The following is a 14,330-nucleotide window of genomic DNA, read 5'->3' as shown; positions in this document are numbered from 1 at the left end:
TTAATACATCGCTAGTATTTGACTGATCCATTCTGCAGCTGTTTCCGGCGTCACACGGTCTGCGCGGTCAAAAAAGAAATGCCTGTTGATTTCAAACCCGCAGTAGGTGTAGATGCCTTTATCGGATGTGAGTGCCAGAGCCTTGTCCATTCCGATGGCACCGTATTCCTCATGAGATTTTCCGTGTGTATTGATGATTACCGCCTTCTTTCCTGTAAGCAGGCCTTTTTGGACGCCCTGATCGTATCGGTAGGCAAAGCCGTAGCTAAAGACGCGGTCTATATAACCTTTCATTATAGCTGGCGAGCCTGTCCACCAGATCGGATAGATAAAAGTTATGCAATCTGCCCAGGCGACAAATTCCTGTTCCTGTTTTACGTCGTCTGATACCTCCCCTCTTCTCTGGCCCGCCATATCGTCGAGCGAAAGAACGGGATTAAAGTTAATTTCGTTCAAATCCCTGACGATCAACTCATGGCCTTCTCCTTGAAGATACTGAGCTAAAGCATTTTTGAATTGGCCATTCAGGCTGTGGGGATTTGGGTGTGCGTAAATAATTAGATGTCTCATCGTTTTGTCATATTGAATTGATAGGACAAATTTAGGTTCGGGGAATCCGATAAAATTGGAAGAAAACGAAATGGAAAGAAATGAACAAGGCAAAAGAAATCAGCCTTGCCCCAAAAGTCGAAAGAGTTCCGGACTGGATGCTAAGATAATCCTCTACACTGATAGCATTCCAAAAGCTTAACCATCAGAACAAATAATCAGATAAAATCAGTTTGTAGTACCTCCGGCAGTCGCTCAAATTGAAAGAAACGACAGTTAGCTTACGGGATTACAAATACTATGCTGTAGTTTAAAGTATTTGGCAGGGGTTACATTCATATAGTGTTTAAAATCATTTATCAACTGACTCTGGTCATAATAACCGCATTGCTCAACAATCTCGAACCAGTTGTCCTTAGAAGCCATGCCTGAGATGTTTTGTATCATCGTAACGGCTTTAAGAAAACGCTCGTAGCGACTTATCTCTTTGGCAGAATAACCCAGGTGTTTTTTGTGATTGAGCTGTATTGACCGTTCACTTTGGCTCTCATCTGCCGCAACTTTTTTTATAGGGTTGTAAGCGGTATCCCTCAGTTCTATCAGCTGGCCGGTAATAGCATTTCGCTCTTAAGGTATGGTCTGCTGAAGTCCAGGATATATCGAACTTGGTCTTCTCTGTTAACGAGTTCGTTAAGCTTATGCCATAAAACGGTAAAACAGTTTTCTTCCACTAGTGAATCAGGGTCAATCGGCAAATGATCCGCTATTGCAGCGGCTCCGAAAAAACGATAAAATGCATCGTCTTTAAAATTGGCTACCAAAATCCTGTTTGTCGGAGGGAGTGAGTATTCAAACGCTTTCCTGACAGGACCCAAAACGATACATTTCTGTACTTCAATCCGATCCCTACTGTTCTGGTGGATGTACGCATTAATCCCAAAACTGAAAATCATGATGGTTTGATACGACGGCATCAGCGTCCTGGTAATGGTCGCCGAAGATCTGTTTTCAGCAAAATAAAAATGGGAAAACACCTCCTGAAATTCGTCGGGGACAACAATTCTTCCATTTAGGTTTTCTTCGAGTTCTCTCATACATTTCTAATTTACGAAATTATGCGTCCTTCCCTGCACGACTCCGTGGTTGACAGATTGGTTACTACTGCCCACACCTTTTGCGGATTGCTGGTATTTCAAAGGCTAAGCTATACTTATGAATATACAGGCGCTTTCCTGCCCTTGGCTAATGGACACACAGAGAGACAAAAGCGCCTGGTAACAAGGTATCCAACGCGGTATACCGACTAACAAACGTGGACGCGCTGGCCGAGCATAATGTGAGCTACAAATATTGAACAGGAAGTGCGGATCTAATTGTGCTTTCAGGGCATCCAGTTCGTGCTTGAATTGGCTTAGCTGAACATCTTTTTTGAGAGAGCGGACGTAAAAATAGTTACGTATTAGCGCGTAGGCAAAAATATACCCACCGATGAATACTATAGCGTCTATCATATCTACCCTTGCAGCCGGATCTATTTTATCCCACCAGCCATAGATCTACAATGACCATAAATACGGCAGGCCCCCCCCCCCGTATAAAGGAAGACAAATTACGCTTTTTAAACAGGTACTGGTAGCAAATCTTGGCAAGCGAGGTGAGTGCAGCGGCTATTATGCCATCCTTGTTAATCAAATGCCTTTCAAAATAATGCCATATCGGTTCAGTTTGGTCATTATGTCAATCCCTGAAACACTTACTAATATTAGATCTTTAATATCAAGAGGCACAATATTTGTCTGTTGTTTTTCTAACGAGGATCTCGACCGATACCTTGTATAAAAACATTTTCTTAAATCATGTTATTTTTTTACACTCGTTACGAATATCTTCTAGGCAGCAAAAATATCACAGCTACATTAAAAGGAAAGACACAATCAGAAAACTTCAATCTTCACATTATTATACCGGCCGTTAAATTCCTGGGGCTTCCCATCGGTGGTGGTCTTGTAAAAATGTCGAGATTAGTGAATGGGAATGGCCAAGTTGTCCACGCCCGAAATTATTCACAGGAAATTAAGGAGGAAGTAAAAAGGTTCAAGAAAACCCTCACAATTCCTTATTTTAAGCTTTGGAAAGGGTATCTTATTATGCTCGCTATCGCAACAACAGGCTCTATAATTTATGGAATAAAACTCAGTAGAGACGGGAAAAAATACCGTAGTGAAAAGGAAAACCTTGCCAAATCTGTACAACACATAAAAGCTGGACAAATGTATGGAGCTAATTTCTTCACAGATGCTGAAGGCAATAGTATAAACGGATTGCCTGGCGGCTGGGTTAAAATTGATAAGATTGAAGGTGATACCGTCTTTGTGAAACGCTCTAAGAAAATGCTCGAACGGCCGCTATTCAAGATGGAAGACCTGGAATCAATAAAGCCATCTTCTGAAAATGACTGGAATGAGCATGTTGAGAAAATGGACTATCGTCTACTAAAAGAGGAGCCGAGGAAAGAGAATTTTTCTGGAGCGGACATGCTGTATATTGGATCTGGTCACGAAAAATATTCGGGAGTTATCCTGACTTTGAAAGGCGTAGAATAGATAGTTATATCACTCGAGTTTCTAGTACACGTGAAGTAGCCGCTGAAATCCCCAGGCAGGCGTTTCTTGTGAGCCCAGTACACCGGTTTCGTATTTCCTTTCACCTATAGTGATCGCAGCTAATATGTCGTCGCTGTACTCAGAACACAGGTAGGCCCGGTACATAGACTCATCGGATCTACTGTAATCGTTTTGCATTCACAATATCCCATGTGATTCCGTTATCCTCATTAGCGTGCCAGAAAATCCGATTCTGCCGGCTTAGATCCTGCACTTTTACCCTGTGACCGACGTAAACGAGCAGAAGGGGTAGCATGTAAAATAGTGACGGCTTACAAAATTGAGATACCATAAGTGCTATTCAACCTTAATATCCATAATGCGGTTGTCAAACTCATCCGGACTTACCAGCGCTTTGGTCTTAATTCTGAACTTATAAGTATAAACCGTGTTAACGCTATATTCAAGTATTTTAGCTATTGTTTCGTTATCAGTGATTCCGAGTCTGATAAGCGCGAATATTCTTAAGTGAGCGTTCAGGACTTCATTACTTCTGAGCTGAATCTGGTCCTCCGGCTTTAAAAGAGCATTGAAAGCAGTGATAAAATTTGGAAACAGTTTTAAGAATACCCTGTCGAAGGTACGAAACAACTGATCGCGTTCCTGCTTGATGTTAATCTGATTCAGAAGCGCAACAACATCTTCGTATTGCTCATTTTTTATCTTTCGTTCAGCATTTCTTTTTAGCTTTTCCAGCTTCAAAATATACTCGGAAAATATATTGAAAAAAGAGCCGATATATTCCTCTTTAATACGGGCATCTTCCGACAAGCGGATATTTATTTTTTCCAACTGACTGTTCTTTTCGGCTATAATCCGTTCTTTGACACGCAGCCGCTTAAGCTGTATAAAGACGATGAAAGATATCAGGCTTATGATCAGTACAACTATAAGACTTGACAAAAGGTAAATGATGAACTTGTTCTTTTCGTTTTCAGACATTAAAATATTATTCGCGGCGATGTCGGGTAAGACAGATGCGATCTCCATCTTATGAAGCCTCGATCCGTAAAACTGAGCATTGCTCAACGCCTCCTGCATAAAAAAGTAAGCGCCCTTTACATCTCCATTTTTAAATAGGTTCCTCCCTATCTTATAAACCGCCAACGTTTCTTTTGTGGAGGACCTGATATCATTTATCGCCGCAATGCAAAGCAGCTTCATCCGTTCAGCGCCTTCATAATGATCACTTAAAGCCGCTGCGATCATAGCTCTTTGGTGCTGGGTGAGCTTGTGGTGATAAAGTAACTGCTCGTAATATTTATAATTCCTGGTATTCTGCCCTACCGTATCAGGAACTTCCGCCTTATACATTATTTGTTCAAACGAACCTTTCTCCGCAAGGGCAATCGCGCTGTCAAGATATTTGAGGGATTCCTCCCTATAGTGTGCGGTATAATGCTTATCATTATTATAATTGGCCAGTTCAGAGTAAAACACGCACTTCAAGCGGTAGTAAAGAAGTTTAGACTTTCTGTTGAGAATTTTCGGATCAACCTGGTTCAGGCATTCACGCGTCTCTATAAACATACCAGACGAGATCAGAATAATACCAAGCTTTATTTTGCTTTCATATTGCTTAGGCAGATCGTGCATCGCCTGACTTAAGGCGATCATCTTCTGAGTATAAACGTAGGCAGAATCGTACTGGTAGCTCTTATATTCCTCAAATAGCCTGTCGCAAAGCTGATATTTTCGATGAAGATCAGTAGCTGCACATCGTTCCAATTCTGATTTTAAGGCTGTGATGATACTTTCTTTTCGGTTGTCATACACACTCTTCTTAGCAAGCTCACCTTTGAGCTGAACCAGCAGCCCCTCATTCCCATTTCCACCTCTGACAGTCAATGAAATCAACAATAAAAACGGGTAAATAAAGTTCATCATATCGAAGTTTTTCTGTAGCCTGTGTTAGAATTAATATAATGGCGACGATCAAATATATTACAATAAAAAAAACCTGCAAGTTGATGCCTCGCAGGTTTTTTATTGTTCGGGTTCTTACCACTGCATCGCCTGGTCCTCGTCGAAGCAACGTACGGTGTGACGGTTATTTACGATATCCATGTGCGGAAATACCTGACTAGGAAAAGTAATAGAGGACTGAGTACATCATTACTGCCTACTACGATTTCCATGGTCAATTTACTAATAATACGGATCATAAATCAATACTGCCCTACCAGCATCTCCGACTCAGAAAAAATATCATCAAGACGGCTTTGCCAGCGTTCCAGTTCCAGATGCCGGTCATCTGCAGACATCCGGGCGGGGCCGTGAACCACATGCGGCTGAAGCACACTAAAACCGGTGAATTGCAGAATGCCGCGTAGAATCGGTCGAAGTATTCCCGTCAAGTCCCCCTGAAGACCGCCGTCGATGTAATCTTCCTGCGGGCCACCGGTCGTTAATGATAGCAGAGCTCGTTTGCCGATAAAGACACCGGTATCATAAATCCTGCCGCTACCGTACACTCGCCCCATGGCAAACACCCTGTCGACCCAGCCCTTCATTATACCGGGCACACTAAACCACCATAACGGGAATTGCCAGATCATCAGGTCGCACCATTCGAGCTTATCTTGTTCCTCGTTGATCTGCCGGATAAAGAGCTGCTTCTCGGAGGCATACATCTCCTCTAGCTGCTGCTTGAAGAAAACGGGGTTTTGTAGTCTGATAAAATTCTGAGGTCCCGATACTGGATCGAAGTTCATTGCATACAAATCAGAAACACGCACTTCGTGGTCTGCCGCCGTTAGCGCTTTTTGCGCAGCATGGAACATTGCCCCATTAAAACTCCGAGGTTCAGGATGTGCATAAACGATCAATATTTTCATACTTCTTTATTTTGTGTGAACATTACCGCAACGAAAATAAGCCTCAGGATCGTACCTTTGAAGTCCGCAACCCGTTGTGCGTAACGAACAAAAATGTGCGTTTTATGAGAAAAGAAACATCAACGAATAACCAGAACCGGCAGGCCCTTGAGGAGTTCTGTGGGATGGTTTATACTTACAACCTCATTAGTGGCCGCTGGAAAATGCTGATCTTGTACAAACTGGAAAAAGGGTCAATGCGCTATCACCAACTAAAACAAAAGATGCCCAATATCACTGAGCGTATGCTGACTCTGCAACTTAAAGAACTGGAAAAAGACGGTTTAGTTACCCGCACGGTTCACCCTGACGTGCCTGTACAAGTAAGCTACGCGCTCACCGAATCCGCCAAGCTGTTAAGTCCCGTCTGGCATGCAATGGAAAAATGGGGCGATGCCCGGCGGCGTCCCCATTTGCATTCCATTTAGCCGTCATGATCTTCGATCCCTTGTTATCACTTTATAACCCAACAAAACGGCCGGCATAACCTGAACGAACGACACAATCCAAAACCAGGCAGGCTGGCCGGTATTTAACCACAACCATCCGATCACAGCCATAATCAGGACACCAACGATTATGCTTGCCCTTCGGTTTCCGCCGATCCATTTAACGAGCATTCCACCCGCTAAACTGCTTAGAGCAAGGCAGACCAGCTTAATTATGAGCTGCACATTGTCAGCGACGCTCAGCCCGGACCGCCCCAAAATAGTAAGTGACTCCGGGTAAATAATCCCCTGAATTTTCGCAAAAATGGAACTTAAAAGTCCGATCGCACCGAATCCGACGGCAATCGATAATGCCTGCTTATATCTTATACTTGTCATTCTGATAAAAAATTCAACTGTTGTGGTGTTAAAGCGATCTGGGCGGTCATGACCCTGCTAATCTCATCTTCTGAAGCTGTACTAAACAGGTCGGTAAAACGCTTCAGTTCGACTTCGTCGTCCGGTATAAATGATTCGGCATTATTTCTCGCATTGTTCCGAAACTTTCGGATATAGGCTGCATAAGAGAGTCATAGCGCTGGATCGCACCGGCCAGGTCGTCCGGTGATTTTTTCATAAAATGAGCCAGCGCTTTAGCACCGTAGATCGACAGCGATGCACCCATGCCGGATAAAGCGGTCGGACAGTATCCCGCGTCGCCCAGCAAAACCAGCTTGCCATTGGTCAGAGCCGGTGCGTGAACCATGCCCATTTTATCTGCAAACATCAACCCGCTTTTCAGGAAGCTATCAATCAGATGTTGTACATCGGCCTTATAATCCCTGAATGTTTCCTTTAGCAACTGTGGTACCCGGGCGTGTTTGGAAGCAAGGTCGTCTGTGATTCGCAGATAGCACTGAATGGCCACATCCTTCCTGGCTTTATCTATCACCGTGACTTCATGCCCCTGGTTGAATAATAGCCTGGCAGCAGTCATTCCTGCAATACCCCCTCCGGAAATTAAAATCCTCTTTTTCATAAAGAATGCATGAATTATAAATCCCAACAAAGTTATCGCTAGATTTAGGGACAAAATATCCCTATAGCTAGAAATAATAGTCCATAATGAGCAAAAAAGATCAAGTGAAAGCAATACTCGACCTGGCTGAGAAGATTGGTGTACCGATTCAGGAGCAGGCTTCCGGGCTAGCCAGGTTGAAGATGCACGAAGTGAGGGTTATCGATCTGATGCCAGAGATGCTGGTGATGGTCCGCTCGCTCCTGGTTCTGGAGGACGTTACATTTCGCAGGCCTCCCATCACCGCCATGGAGAATAGTCTGTTAATCTCCTTTCAGAATATCTACCGCAATCAGGAGAATCAGACAAAAAATTCAAGCGAGCCTGAGGACTATGAACGTGCCCATGTTCGGATCACCCCCTGGCATCTGGAAAGTATGGTCAGGTTTTCAAGACAAACGCAAGTCACCCAAATCTCAATTCTGATAGACCGCGCTTACCTGAAGCAGTTCCTGGGTAAAGACCAGCAGCGCTTTAGCTATCTTTTTGATGCGGAACGTACTTTATGGATCGAGGAGTTTATGTCGCCAGAGATCGCCGTACTTGTTGACGAAGTAATGCATTGCGCCCGGGAACCCATACTCGCAGATTCATTTTACCGGCTGAAGTGTTTAACGATGCTTTACCACCTGTTCAACAACCTTTCCTACAGGGAACCTATCGGGCATCAGCAAATGAATGCCAATGAAATTGACGCAGTATATCGGGTCAGGAATGCGATGACGGCCTCGCTTGACAAGCCCCTGTCGCTTGATGAGTTAACCCGGCTGAGTGGCATGAACGAATTGAAACTCCGCAAGTTTTTTACGCAGGTGTTTGGCAAAGGGCTTTATGACTACCATCAGCATCTCCGCATGTCGGAGGCGGCGAGATTACTTAAGGAGGATAAGTTGAACGTGTCAGAAGCGGGTTACCGGCTCGGCTTTAGCAATTTGAGCTATTTTGGAAGGCTTTTTGAAGAACACCATGGCATCAAACCTAAGAAATGGCGGAACCAGTTTATGAAGTGATCAATTGAAATCGCACAGCTTGCTAAGGGATATCATTAGCTTTCTCAAATCTCAGTCTCGCCTGATGCATCGCCTCCTCCCTAACGCTGATGATCCTATGGATTTGAAGGCGTTTGCGAGGCAAATTAAAGCTGTCTTGTTCCGCTTTTCGCGCATTTTCCTGATGAGCACGCATCAGCTCGGCCTCCTGTATGTCTACTTTTTTTAAGTCAAGCAGGCCCAGATAATAATTGATGGCAGCCTGCTTCAGGGCTTTCGCTTCTTTAATATCACTAACGTCTGAATTCTCAATTTCTTTAATGACATTTGACAGTTCATTTGCCTGTCTTTTTCCTACAGAAAGCGCCTCATTCGGTTTCATTTCGATCAGGGCCTTTAAACGGATGTCTTCCAAGCTGTCGCCCACCAATGTGCGATACACTTTCCGTTCTGTTGAATCCAGAAAGGCGTCGAATTCTCTCGCCTTCCTGGATTGACAAGATACCAGGGAGGTCAGAAAAATCATTACCGTAATATATTTCATACACATCATTGGTAGTTTAACGCCATTACACAGGTAATTGTTCCTGCCAGGAGTTAAAGATGTACCGCTGAAACTGAGAAAAGGAAATGTTCCTTACGGAGGACCCACAACACGCGCCCCTTTTCAATCCGAGCTCTGCTAGCCTATTTATTGAATTGCCACCAATCAAAATTGAAAAGGTCGTTTTTACCATAGAAAACGAAAAACAAGTCGTGCACGCCCTTAATACTTTTAACAGGAGTGGTAACAGTTCTCCATTTGTCGCCTTCGCCCGATGCGTCTATCACGATCGTTCCTACCAGCGGACCGTCGATCTTGTCAGTATGTATTTCAATCTTTCCGCTATAAAGCGGAGCTACACTAACAACTATGGAGGATGTGCCTTGTGAGAAATCTGCTCCCCTCACTTTAATATAATCCCCGTTGTTTATAGAAGATACAAAGGTCCGCTCCGCAATTTTTCGCCCCTTGTTCCATGGGGAGTCATTTTCCCACTCAACTGCCTCATTCGTTTTAAGGCCTTCGCTATAGGCGATGGTTTCGGCCTCCACCCGCTTATAGGGATTGAGTGTCCCCAATTGCTTAACTCCGCTTTCAGACCAAAACGGCAGTTTTTGAATAGTGCCGTCCGGATTATAGGTTAGCTCTGCCAGGCAAACAGAACGTCTCTCAGAATGCCTTGAATAAAGTTTTTTCGAAATGGCATAATTGAAACCGAACACGTATGACTTGCCCTTGTAGTCGATAATTCCCGGATGATTGCCGCTCGACCTTCGGTCGCCGTCCATAATAGAGCCCTTATATTCCCATGGACCTGCAGGTGAATCGCTCATGGCGTAACCGATGCCTTCGGGACAACAGGTGGATGCGTAGGCCATATAGTAATGTTTGCCACGCTTAAACGCCCAGGGACCTTCCTGGTAATGAAAGCGGTCAGCCTGCTCTTTTACCTTAGCAATAGAAGCGTCTTTGATAATTTCGCCTGAGTAAGAAACCATATCCTCATTCAGCTTCACATAATACAGGTTAGGATTCCCCCAGTAAAGATAGGCTTGTCCATCGTCGTCAATCAATACCGTCGGGTCTATATCATCTGTGCTGTTTTTGATCAACGGCTTGCCGATTGGATCCTTAAAGGGACCATAAGGGCTGTCCGCAACTAATACTCCTATACCCACTCCGTTCGGCATAGGACAATACAAATAAAATTTTCCATTACGGGCGACACATTGGGGGGCCCAGGCGCCGTTGTCATAAGGCACCCATTTAAAATCCTTTAGCGAGGCTACCTCTCCATGATCCGTCCAGTTTACCAGGTCAGTAGAGGTATATAGTAGCCAGTTCTGCATCTTAAAGCCGAAGGCATCGTCCTCATCATGGCTCATGTACAAAAACACCGTATCCTTATAAACCAGTGGTGCCGGATCCGCTGTAAACTTTGTTTGAATGATTGGGTTTTGAGCGCTGCAAACGTTGGAAAACAACAGGATAGCGAAACTCAGGTAAAGTCTGTAAATATTCATGGTCAGTAATGGAATTAAAAGCAGTTAGTTTCAGTGGGCAGACCATCGGCGTCTGACTCAATATTAATTGTGAAAATTACATTAATTTTTTAAGCTTCACAAAATTTGTCGGATACAAAGTCCAACGTTGTCAAAAGTGCCGTTGAGCGCACTATCAGAAACCGAGGTTCTTTAATTCACATCCAAAAACGCCATAGTTCACTTAACTTATATTCTCAGATGAAGGATAATGTCCGCCTCTACCATTTATCAATAGAACGTTAACCTATATGAATATGCCTCTTCTGCTTTAATTGGTTCATAGCACCCCTCTCCCGCTTGACCGCGTAGTAGAATAGCAAAGAAGTTACGCTGAAGTAGCAATCCTAAAGAAGGTCTGCGAAGTTTGCTTGGCCGGCTTGTCAATTTTAGATAACTTGGACTGTGGGAACGCAATGGCTTTTGCCTATGAGCAACAACGTAACCGTGACACATTAAATGGACTTAAATAAAACTGCCCCTTCTATTCTGAAAGCAAAACATCATTTCGAAATCCTCGATGGATTAAGGGGCGTTGCCGCCCTCTCCGTTGTAACGTTTCATTTCATGGAGTGGGTATATCCCGACTACAATGAGAACTTTATCGGCCACGGCTTTCTAGCTGTCGATTTCTTCTTCTGCCTTTCAGGATTTGTGATCGGGTATGCTTACGACGATCGCATCGGCAAAATGGGTCCCTGGGAGTTTTTCAAGTCGCGACTCATCAGGTTGCATCCCCTTATTATAGGAGGCTCAGTGCTGGGATTGCTGGCATTTTTATTCGACCCCTTTGGGGGGCATCCTGAATTGTACAGTGCGGGCAAGATCCTCCTGACTTTTTTCTGCTCGCTGCTGCTCATCCCTCTTCCAGTAATAGAAGATCGGGGATTCAACCTGTTCAGCTTCAATGCACCCTCCTGGTCACTCTTTTGGGAGTACGTAGCGAATGTCGTCTATGCATTTGTCCTTTATAAGATGGGGCGCCGCTACCTGATGCTTTTAACTGTCCTGGCGGCTGGCGCTATCTGTTTTGTAAGTTACCGTTCCGGGAATTTATTGGGCGGCTGGAGCGGTCCTACCTTTTGGGACGGCGGTGCGCGCATCTCTTATTCTTTTCTCGCAGGACTTCTTGTTTACCGCTCCAATTGGATCATAAAAAATGGTCTGGGCTTTCCAGCCATTGCCATCTTATTGCTCCTCGCGTTCATAATGCCCGGAACGAAGTGGAATTCAGCGACCGAACCACTGGTTGTACTGTTTTACTTCCCTTTACTGATCGCGCTGGGTGCAGGGGCCTCCGTCACATCCGGATTAAAAAAGGTGTGCGTATTCCTTGGGCAAATCTCTTATCCATTGTACATGACTCACTATGCGGTTATCTGGATGTTCGGCAACTATTACACCAGCAATAAGCTCGGCTCTATGCAGCTTGCGATCATCATTGCGGCGGGAGTAATCCTGCTCGTCGGAGCAGCGTATTTAGTAATGACAATTTATGATATCCCTGTCCGGAAGTACCTGACGGAGCGGAGAAACAAAGGACTTTTCAACCCAAGAGCCGGCGATGCTTGACACCTTGCTTTACAAATAACAGGTTATCAACTTTTGCAAAAACACAATCCCATAAATTGAAAACAACATGAAGCAGCAAATTCTTTCGATCCGCCCTTTTATCGGAGCAAAGAACTTTGACCTGTCCCGGGACTTCTACCGAACGCTAGGTTTCCAGGAAGGAGTACTCACCCCCAAAATGTCGCTATTTGAATTAGGGCGAGTGGCCTTCTATCTCCAGGATTACTATGCGAAAGATTGGATAGACAACACCATGGTCTTTATTGAAGTGGAAGACGTGAATCTCTATTACCAGCACTTACTGGCCATGGAATTACCGGCCAAATACCCCGGTGCAAGACTCTCCCCGATCAGGACAGAGGACTGGGGCAGCGAATGCTTTTTGCACGATCCCTCTGGTGTGCTATGGCATTTCGGACAGTTCTCCGGTTAACTTTACCCATCCTACTCGTTCCTGATCGATTTCACCTGGTTAGCAAGGGCCGCCCTGAAAGACTGCCATCCCACGGCTGCAAAGGCGATCAATAAAGTGAGGGCAGCAGTTATAACGAAAACAAAAGGACTGATACTGATACGATAAGCGAACCCATTGAGCCATTGGTTCATCACTACCACACAAAGCGGCACCGCTATTATCATGGCGAGTATTACCAGACGAAGGAAATCCCGGCTAATGAGGATCACGATTCTTAGCACCGATGCACCCAACACTTTCCGTATTCCGAAAGCATATATAAGCATCCATAGACGCCTTGTCCAACTGGCACCTTTCTTCCTTCGCCTTAATTCGTCACCTAAATGTACTTATTCTAAGTCCAGCAAAAGCAACAATTCCGATGGGGGATAGATAAGTTACCGACGTCCTCTTACTGTGCAATCTTTCAGAGCGCCATCTGTACCGTCCAGAGCGTACAGCAAAAATTTTAGTTCTGATAGCGAAGCGCTTAAATTAAATTAAGACCTAAAATTTGCAGAAAAAAGAAAAGCTTTGTACTTATGTGTACGGAGAGATGGCAGAGTGGTCGAATGCGACGGTTTCGAAAACCGTTGACTGTCACAGGTCCGGGGGTTCGAATCCCTCTCTCTCCGCCAAAAGAAGTTTAGGAAACAGTAAAAACGGCTCGAATCATAAGATTTGGGCGGTGGAAAATAAACCAAGATCGACGGAATTCTCCCTTTGCAGAGATTGATTATTATTAGTGGACCATGCCGCTAAGAACTGGAGCTCGACTTTATCCAACTTTATTATATGTTTGAGGACAGACTTAAAGCAAGCCTGCATGGGTAATATGCCGTGGGCGCCAATGACACAGTTCAATTTGCAGTCTCGTAACAATAGATAGTTTTACTCTTTGATGTATATACAAATTAGTGCGTCACAAAGTACTCCGATAATGGTTTCTTTACCTTTTTCAACCTCGAACTTTGTTGCTACGTCTTTATTTTCACTATAGTCTTCCCAATACAGCAAGTCAGATTTACCCGTAAGCGTATAGCTAAATCCCCCTCCAACTTACCTATAAGCAGTAGCAGAGATTGGCGACAACAGTTTGCTGCCGCTACTCAACACAATCAGTTCGACTTGCCCTAACGGAACCAAAAGTTAGTGGCTAACTTTCAAAAAGAAACAATACCAGATAAAAACAATAAAAAACAAAGCGATACCTGTATTTGAAAAAATCTTCGTCATTCTAGTCATCGATTTGAATTCGGGAACATATCGCTCCCAATAGCGGTTCCTTATAAAAATCCCGTAATTCCACCAAGTTAAAATTATGGCGATCGAAACGAGTAAGGCATCATATATCACTCCGGTTTTTAAAATCTCTCCTTTTGTGAGGAAATTGGAAATCTCCATAATTAACACTCCTTGAACAAATTGAATCACAATCCACGCCGTCCATTCATGGTAGGTGTCAAGGGAATTTTTAAACAGATTGTCTAGCTGGAAAAAGAAGTAATAATATATTTTTCTTAACATGCTCATTAGAATTGATTGGAGCGCACCATTCGGTGTGGCTATAAACCAGGATCGACCGAATTCTCCCTTTGCAGAGATTCATTATTATTAGTAGGCCCATTCCATCCTT

At 44.1% G+C, this 14,330-nt stretch carries 15 protein-coding genes and 1 tRNA gene; 6 read left to right on the top strand and 10 right to left on the bottom strand.

Annotation, left to right across the window (positions count from 1 at the left end):
- The 3 genes from ACES2C_RS13590 to ACES2C_RS13580 all read right to left on the bottom strand — a co-directional run bounded on the left by ACES2C_RS13590 (nt 1) and on the right by ACES2C_RS13580 (nt 1,643).
- Entirely contained in the window at nt 1-570 is a 570-nt protein-coding gene (locus tag ACES2C_RS13590; protein WP_374163632.1) for an NAD(P)H-dependent oxidoreductase, read from the bottom strand.
- A 255-nt stretch (nt 571-825) separates the two neighbouring features.
- Nucleotides 826-1,053, bottom strand: a complete 228-nt coding sequence (locus ACES2C_RS13585) for a helix-turn-helix domain-containing protein (protein ID WP_374166953.1) — start codon at nt 1,051-1,053, stop codon at nt 826-828.
- A 95-nt stretch (nt 1,054-1,148) separates the two neighbouring features.
- Nucleotides 1,149-1,643 (bottom strand): hypothetical protein, encoded by a 495-nt coding sequence (locus tag ACES2C_RS13580; RefSeq protein ID WP_374163631.1) that lies wholly within the window; start codon nt 1,641-1,643, stop codon nt 1,149-1,151.
- A gap of 762 nt (nt 1,644-2,405) precedes the next feature.
- Between ACES2C_RS13580 and ACES2C_RS13575 the strand changes: the two genes are divergently transcribed.
- Complete coding sequence (locus tag ACES2C_RS13575) at nt 2,406-3,152, top strand: hypothetical protein (RefSeq protein WP_374163630.1); 747 nt, start codon at nt 2,406-2,408, stop codon at nt 3,150-3,152.
- Nucleotides 3,153-3,509: 357 nt separating this feature from the next.
- Here ACES2C_RS13575 and ACES2C_RS13570 read toward each other — a convergent pair whose 3' ends face one another.
- Nucleotides 3,510-5,099, bottom strand: coding sequence for a DUF6377 domain-containing protein (locus tag ACES2C_RS13570; protein ID WP_374163629.1), 1,590 nt, complete (start codon nt 5,097-5,099; stop codon nt 3,510-3,512).
- Between the two features lie 281 nt (nt 5,100-5,380).
- Entirely contained in the window at nt 5,381-6,049 is a 669-nt protein-coding gene (locus ACES2C_RS13565) for an NAD(P)H-dependent oxidoreductase (RefSeq protein WP_374163628.1), read from the bottom strand.
- 104 nt (nt 6,050-6,153) lie between these two features.
- Between ACES2C_RS13565 and ACES2C_RS13560 the strand changes: the two genes are divergently transcribed.
- Complete coding sequence (locus ACES2C_RS13560) at nt 6,154-6,516, top strand: winged helix-turn-helix transcriptional regulator (RefSeq protein WP_374163627.1); 363 nt, start codon at nt 6,154-6,156, stop codon at nt 6,514-6,516.
- Between the two features lie 3 nt (nt 6,517-6,519).
- Here ACES2C_RS13560 and ACES2C_RS13555 read toward each other — a convergent pair whose 3' ends face one another.
- Together ACES2C_RS13555 and ACES2C_RS13550 are read right to left on the bottom strand one after the other, a co-directional pair.
- Entirely contained in the window at nt 6,520-6,915 is a 396-nt protein-coding gene (locus ACES2C_RS13555) for a hypothetical protein (protein ID WP_374163626.1), read from the bottom strand.
- 103 nt (nt 6,916-7,018) lie between these two features.
- Nucleotides 7,019-7,555 (bottom strand): NAD(P)-binding protein, encoded by a 537-nt coding sequence (locus tag ACES2C_RS13550; protein ID WP_374163625.1) that lies wholly within the window; start codon nt 7,553-7,555, stop codon nt 7,019-7,021.
- An 86-nt stretch (nt 7,556-7,641) separates the two neighbouring features.
- Between ACES2C_RS13550 and ACES2C_RS13545 the strand changes: the two genes are divergently transcribed.
- The gene (locus ACES2C_RS13545) at nt 7,642-8,604 is read left to right on the top strand and encodes a helix-turn-helix domain-containing protein (protein ID WP_374163624.1); all 963 of its coding nucleotides are present in this window, start codon (nt 7,642-7,644) and stop codon (nt 8,602-8,604) included.
- A gap of 22 nt (nt 8,605-8,626) precedes the next feature.
- Here ACES2C_RS13545 and ACES2C_RS13540 read toward each other — a convergent pair whose 3' ends face one another.
- Both ACES2C_RS13540 and ACES2C_RS13535 read right to left on the bottom strand, forming a co-directional pair.
- The gene (locus ACES2C_RS13540) at nt 8,627-9,127 is read right to left on the bottom strand and encodes a hypothetical protein (RefSeq protein ID WP_374163623.1); all 501 of its coding nucleotides are present in this window, start codon (nt 9,125-9,127) and stop codon (nt 8,627-8,629) included.
- Nucleotides 9,128-9,270: 143 nt separating this feature from the next.
- Entirely contained in the window at nt 9,271-10,650 is a 1,380-nt protein-coding gene (locus tag ACES2C_RS13535; protein ID WP_374163622.1) for a glycoside hydrolase family 43 protein, read from the bottom strand.
- Between the two features lie 477 nt (nt 10,651-11,127).
- On the opposite strand from ACES2C_RS13535, the gene ACES2C_RS13530 reads away from it, so the two are divergent.
- Nucleotides 11,128-12,240, top strand: coding sequence for an acyltransferase family protein (locus ACES2C_RS13530; protein ID WP_374163621.1), 1,113 nt, complete (start codon nt 11,128-11,130; stop codon nt 12,238-12,240).
- Nucleotides 12,241-12,307: 67 nt separating this feature from the next.
- Nucleotides 12,308-12,673 (top strand): glyoxalase, encoded by a 366-nt coding sequence (locus ACES2C_RS13525; RefSeq protein ID WP_374163620.1) that lies wholly within the window; start codon nt 12,308-12,310, stop codon nt 12,671-12,673.
- A gap of 11 nt (nt 12,674-12,684) precedes the next feature.
- Here ACES2C_RS13525 and ACES2C_RS13520 read toward each other — a convergent pair whose 3' ends face one another.
- Nucleotides 12,685-12,981, bottom strand: a complete 297-nt coding sequence (locus ACES2C_RS13520; protein ID WP_374163619.1) for an ABC transporter permease — start codon at nt 12,979-12,981, stop codon at nt 12,685-12,687.
- Nucleotides 12,982-13,244: 263 nt separating this feature from the next.
- On the opposite strand from ACES2C_RS13520, the gene ACES2C_RS13515 reads away from it, so the two are divergent.
- Nucleotides 13,245-13,332 (top strand) — tRNA-Ser (locus ACES2C_RS13515).
- The last annotated feature ends 998 nt before the right edge of the window (nt 13,333-14,330 follow it).

This window comes from Arcticibacter sp. MXS-1, from assembly GCF_041902385.1.
Lineage (GTDB): Bacteria > Bacteroidota > Bacteroidia > Sphingobacteriales > Sphingobacteriaceae > Arcticibacter.
Note: the sequence above shows the minus strand (reverse complement) of the source record. Positions and strands in the feature narration are given on the sequence as shown.

Excerpts from the sequence above, each read along its gene's own strand:
- ACES2C_RS13590 (WP_374163632.1), bottom strand. The coding sequence starts at position 570 with ATGAGACATCTAATTATTTACGCACACCCAAATCCCCACAGCCTGAAT.
- ACES2C_RS13580 (WP_374163631.1), bottom strand. The coding sequence starts at position 1,643 with ATGAGAGAACTCGAAGAAAACCTAAATGGAAGAATTGTTGTCCCCGAC.
- ACES2C_RS13575 (WP_374163630.1), top strand. The coding sequence starts at position 2,406 with ATGTTATTTTTTTACACTCGTTACGAATATCTTCTAGGCAGCAAAAAT.
- ACES2C_RS13570 (WP_374163629.1), bottom strand. The coding sequence starts at position 5,099 with ATGATGAACTTTATTTACCCGTTTTTATTGTTGATTTCATTGACTGTC.
- ACES2C_RS13565 (WP_374163628.1), bottom strand. The coding sequence starts at position 6,049 with ATGAAAATATTGATCGTTTATGCACATCCTGAACCTCGGAGTTTTAAT.
- ACES2C_RS13560 (WP_374163627.1), top strand. The coding sequence starts at position 6,154 with ATGAGAAAAGAAACATCAACGAATAACCAGAACCGGCAGGCCCTTGAG.
- ACES2C_RS13555 (WP_374163626.1), bottom strand. The coding sequence starts at position 6,915 with ATGACAAGTATAAGATATAAGCAGGCATTATCGATTGCCGTCGGATTC.
- ACES2C_RS13550 (WP_374163625.1), bottom strand. The coding sequence starts at position 7,555 with ATGAAAAAGAGGATTTTAATTTCCGGAGGGGGTATTGCAGGAATGACT.
- ACES2C_RS13545 (WP_374163624.1), top strand. The coding sequence starts at position 7,642 with ATGAGCAAAAAAGATCAAGTGAAAGCAATACTCGACCTGGCTGAGAAG.
- ACES2C_RS13540 (WP_374163623.1), bottom strand. The coding sequence starts at position 9,127 with ATGAAATATATTACGGTAATGATTTTTCTGACCTCCCTGGTATCTTGT.
- ACES2C_RS13535 (WP_374163622.1), bottom strand. The coding sequence starts at position 10,650 with ATGAATATTTACAGACTTTACCTGAGTTTCGCTATCCTGTTGTTTTCC.
- ACES2C_RS13530 (WP_374163621.1), top strand. The coding sequence starts at position 11,128 with ATGGACTTAAATAAAACTGCCCCTTCTATTCTGAAAGCAAAACATCAT.
- ACES2C_RS13525 (WP_374163620.1), top strand. The coding sequence starts at position 12,308 with ATGAAGCAGCAAATTCTTTCGATCCGCCCTTTTATCGGAGCAAAGAAC.
- ACES2C_RS13520 (WP_374163619.1), bottom strand. The coding sequence starts at position 12,981 with ATGCTTATATATGCTTTCGGAATACGGAAAGTGTTGGGTGCATCGGTG.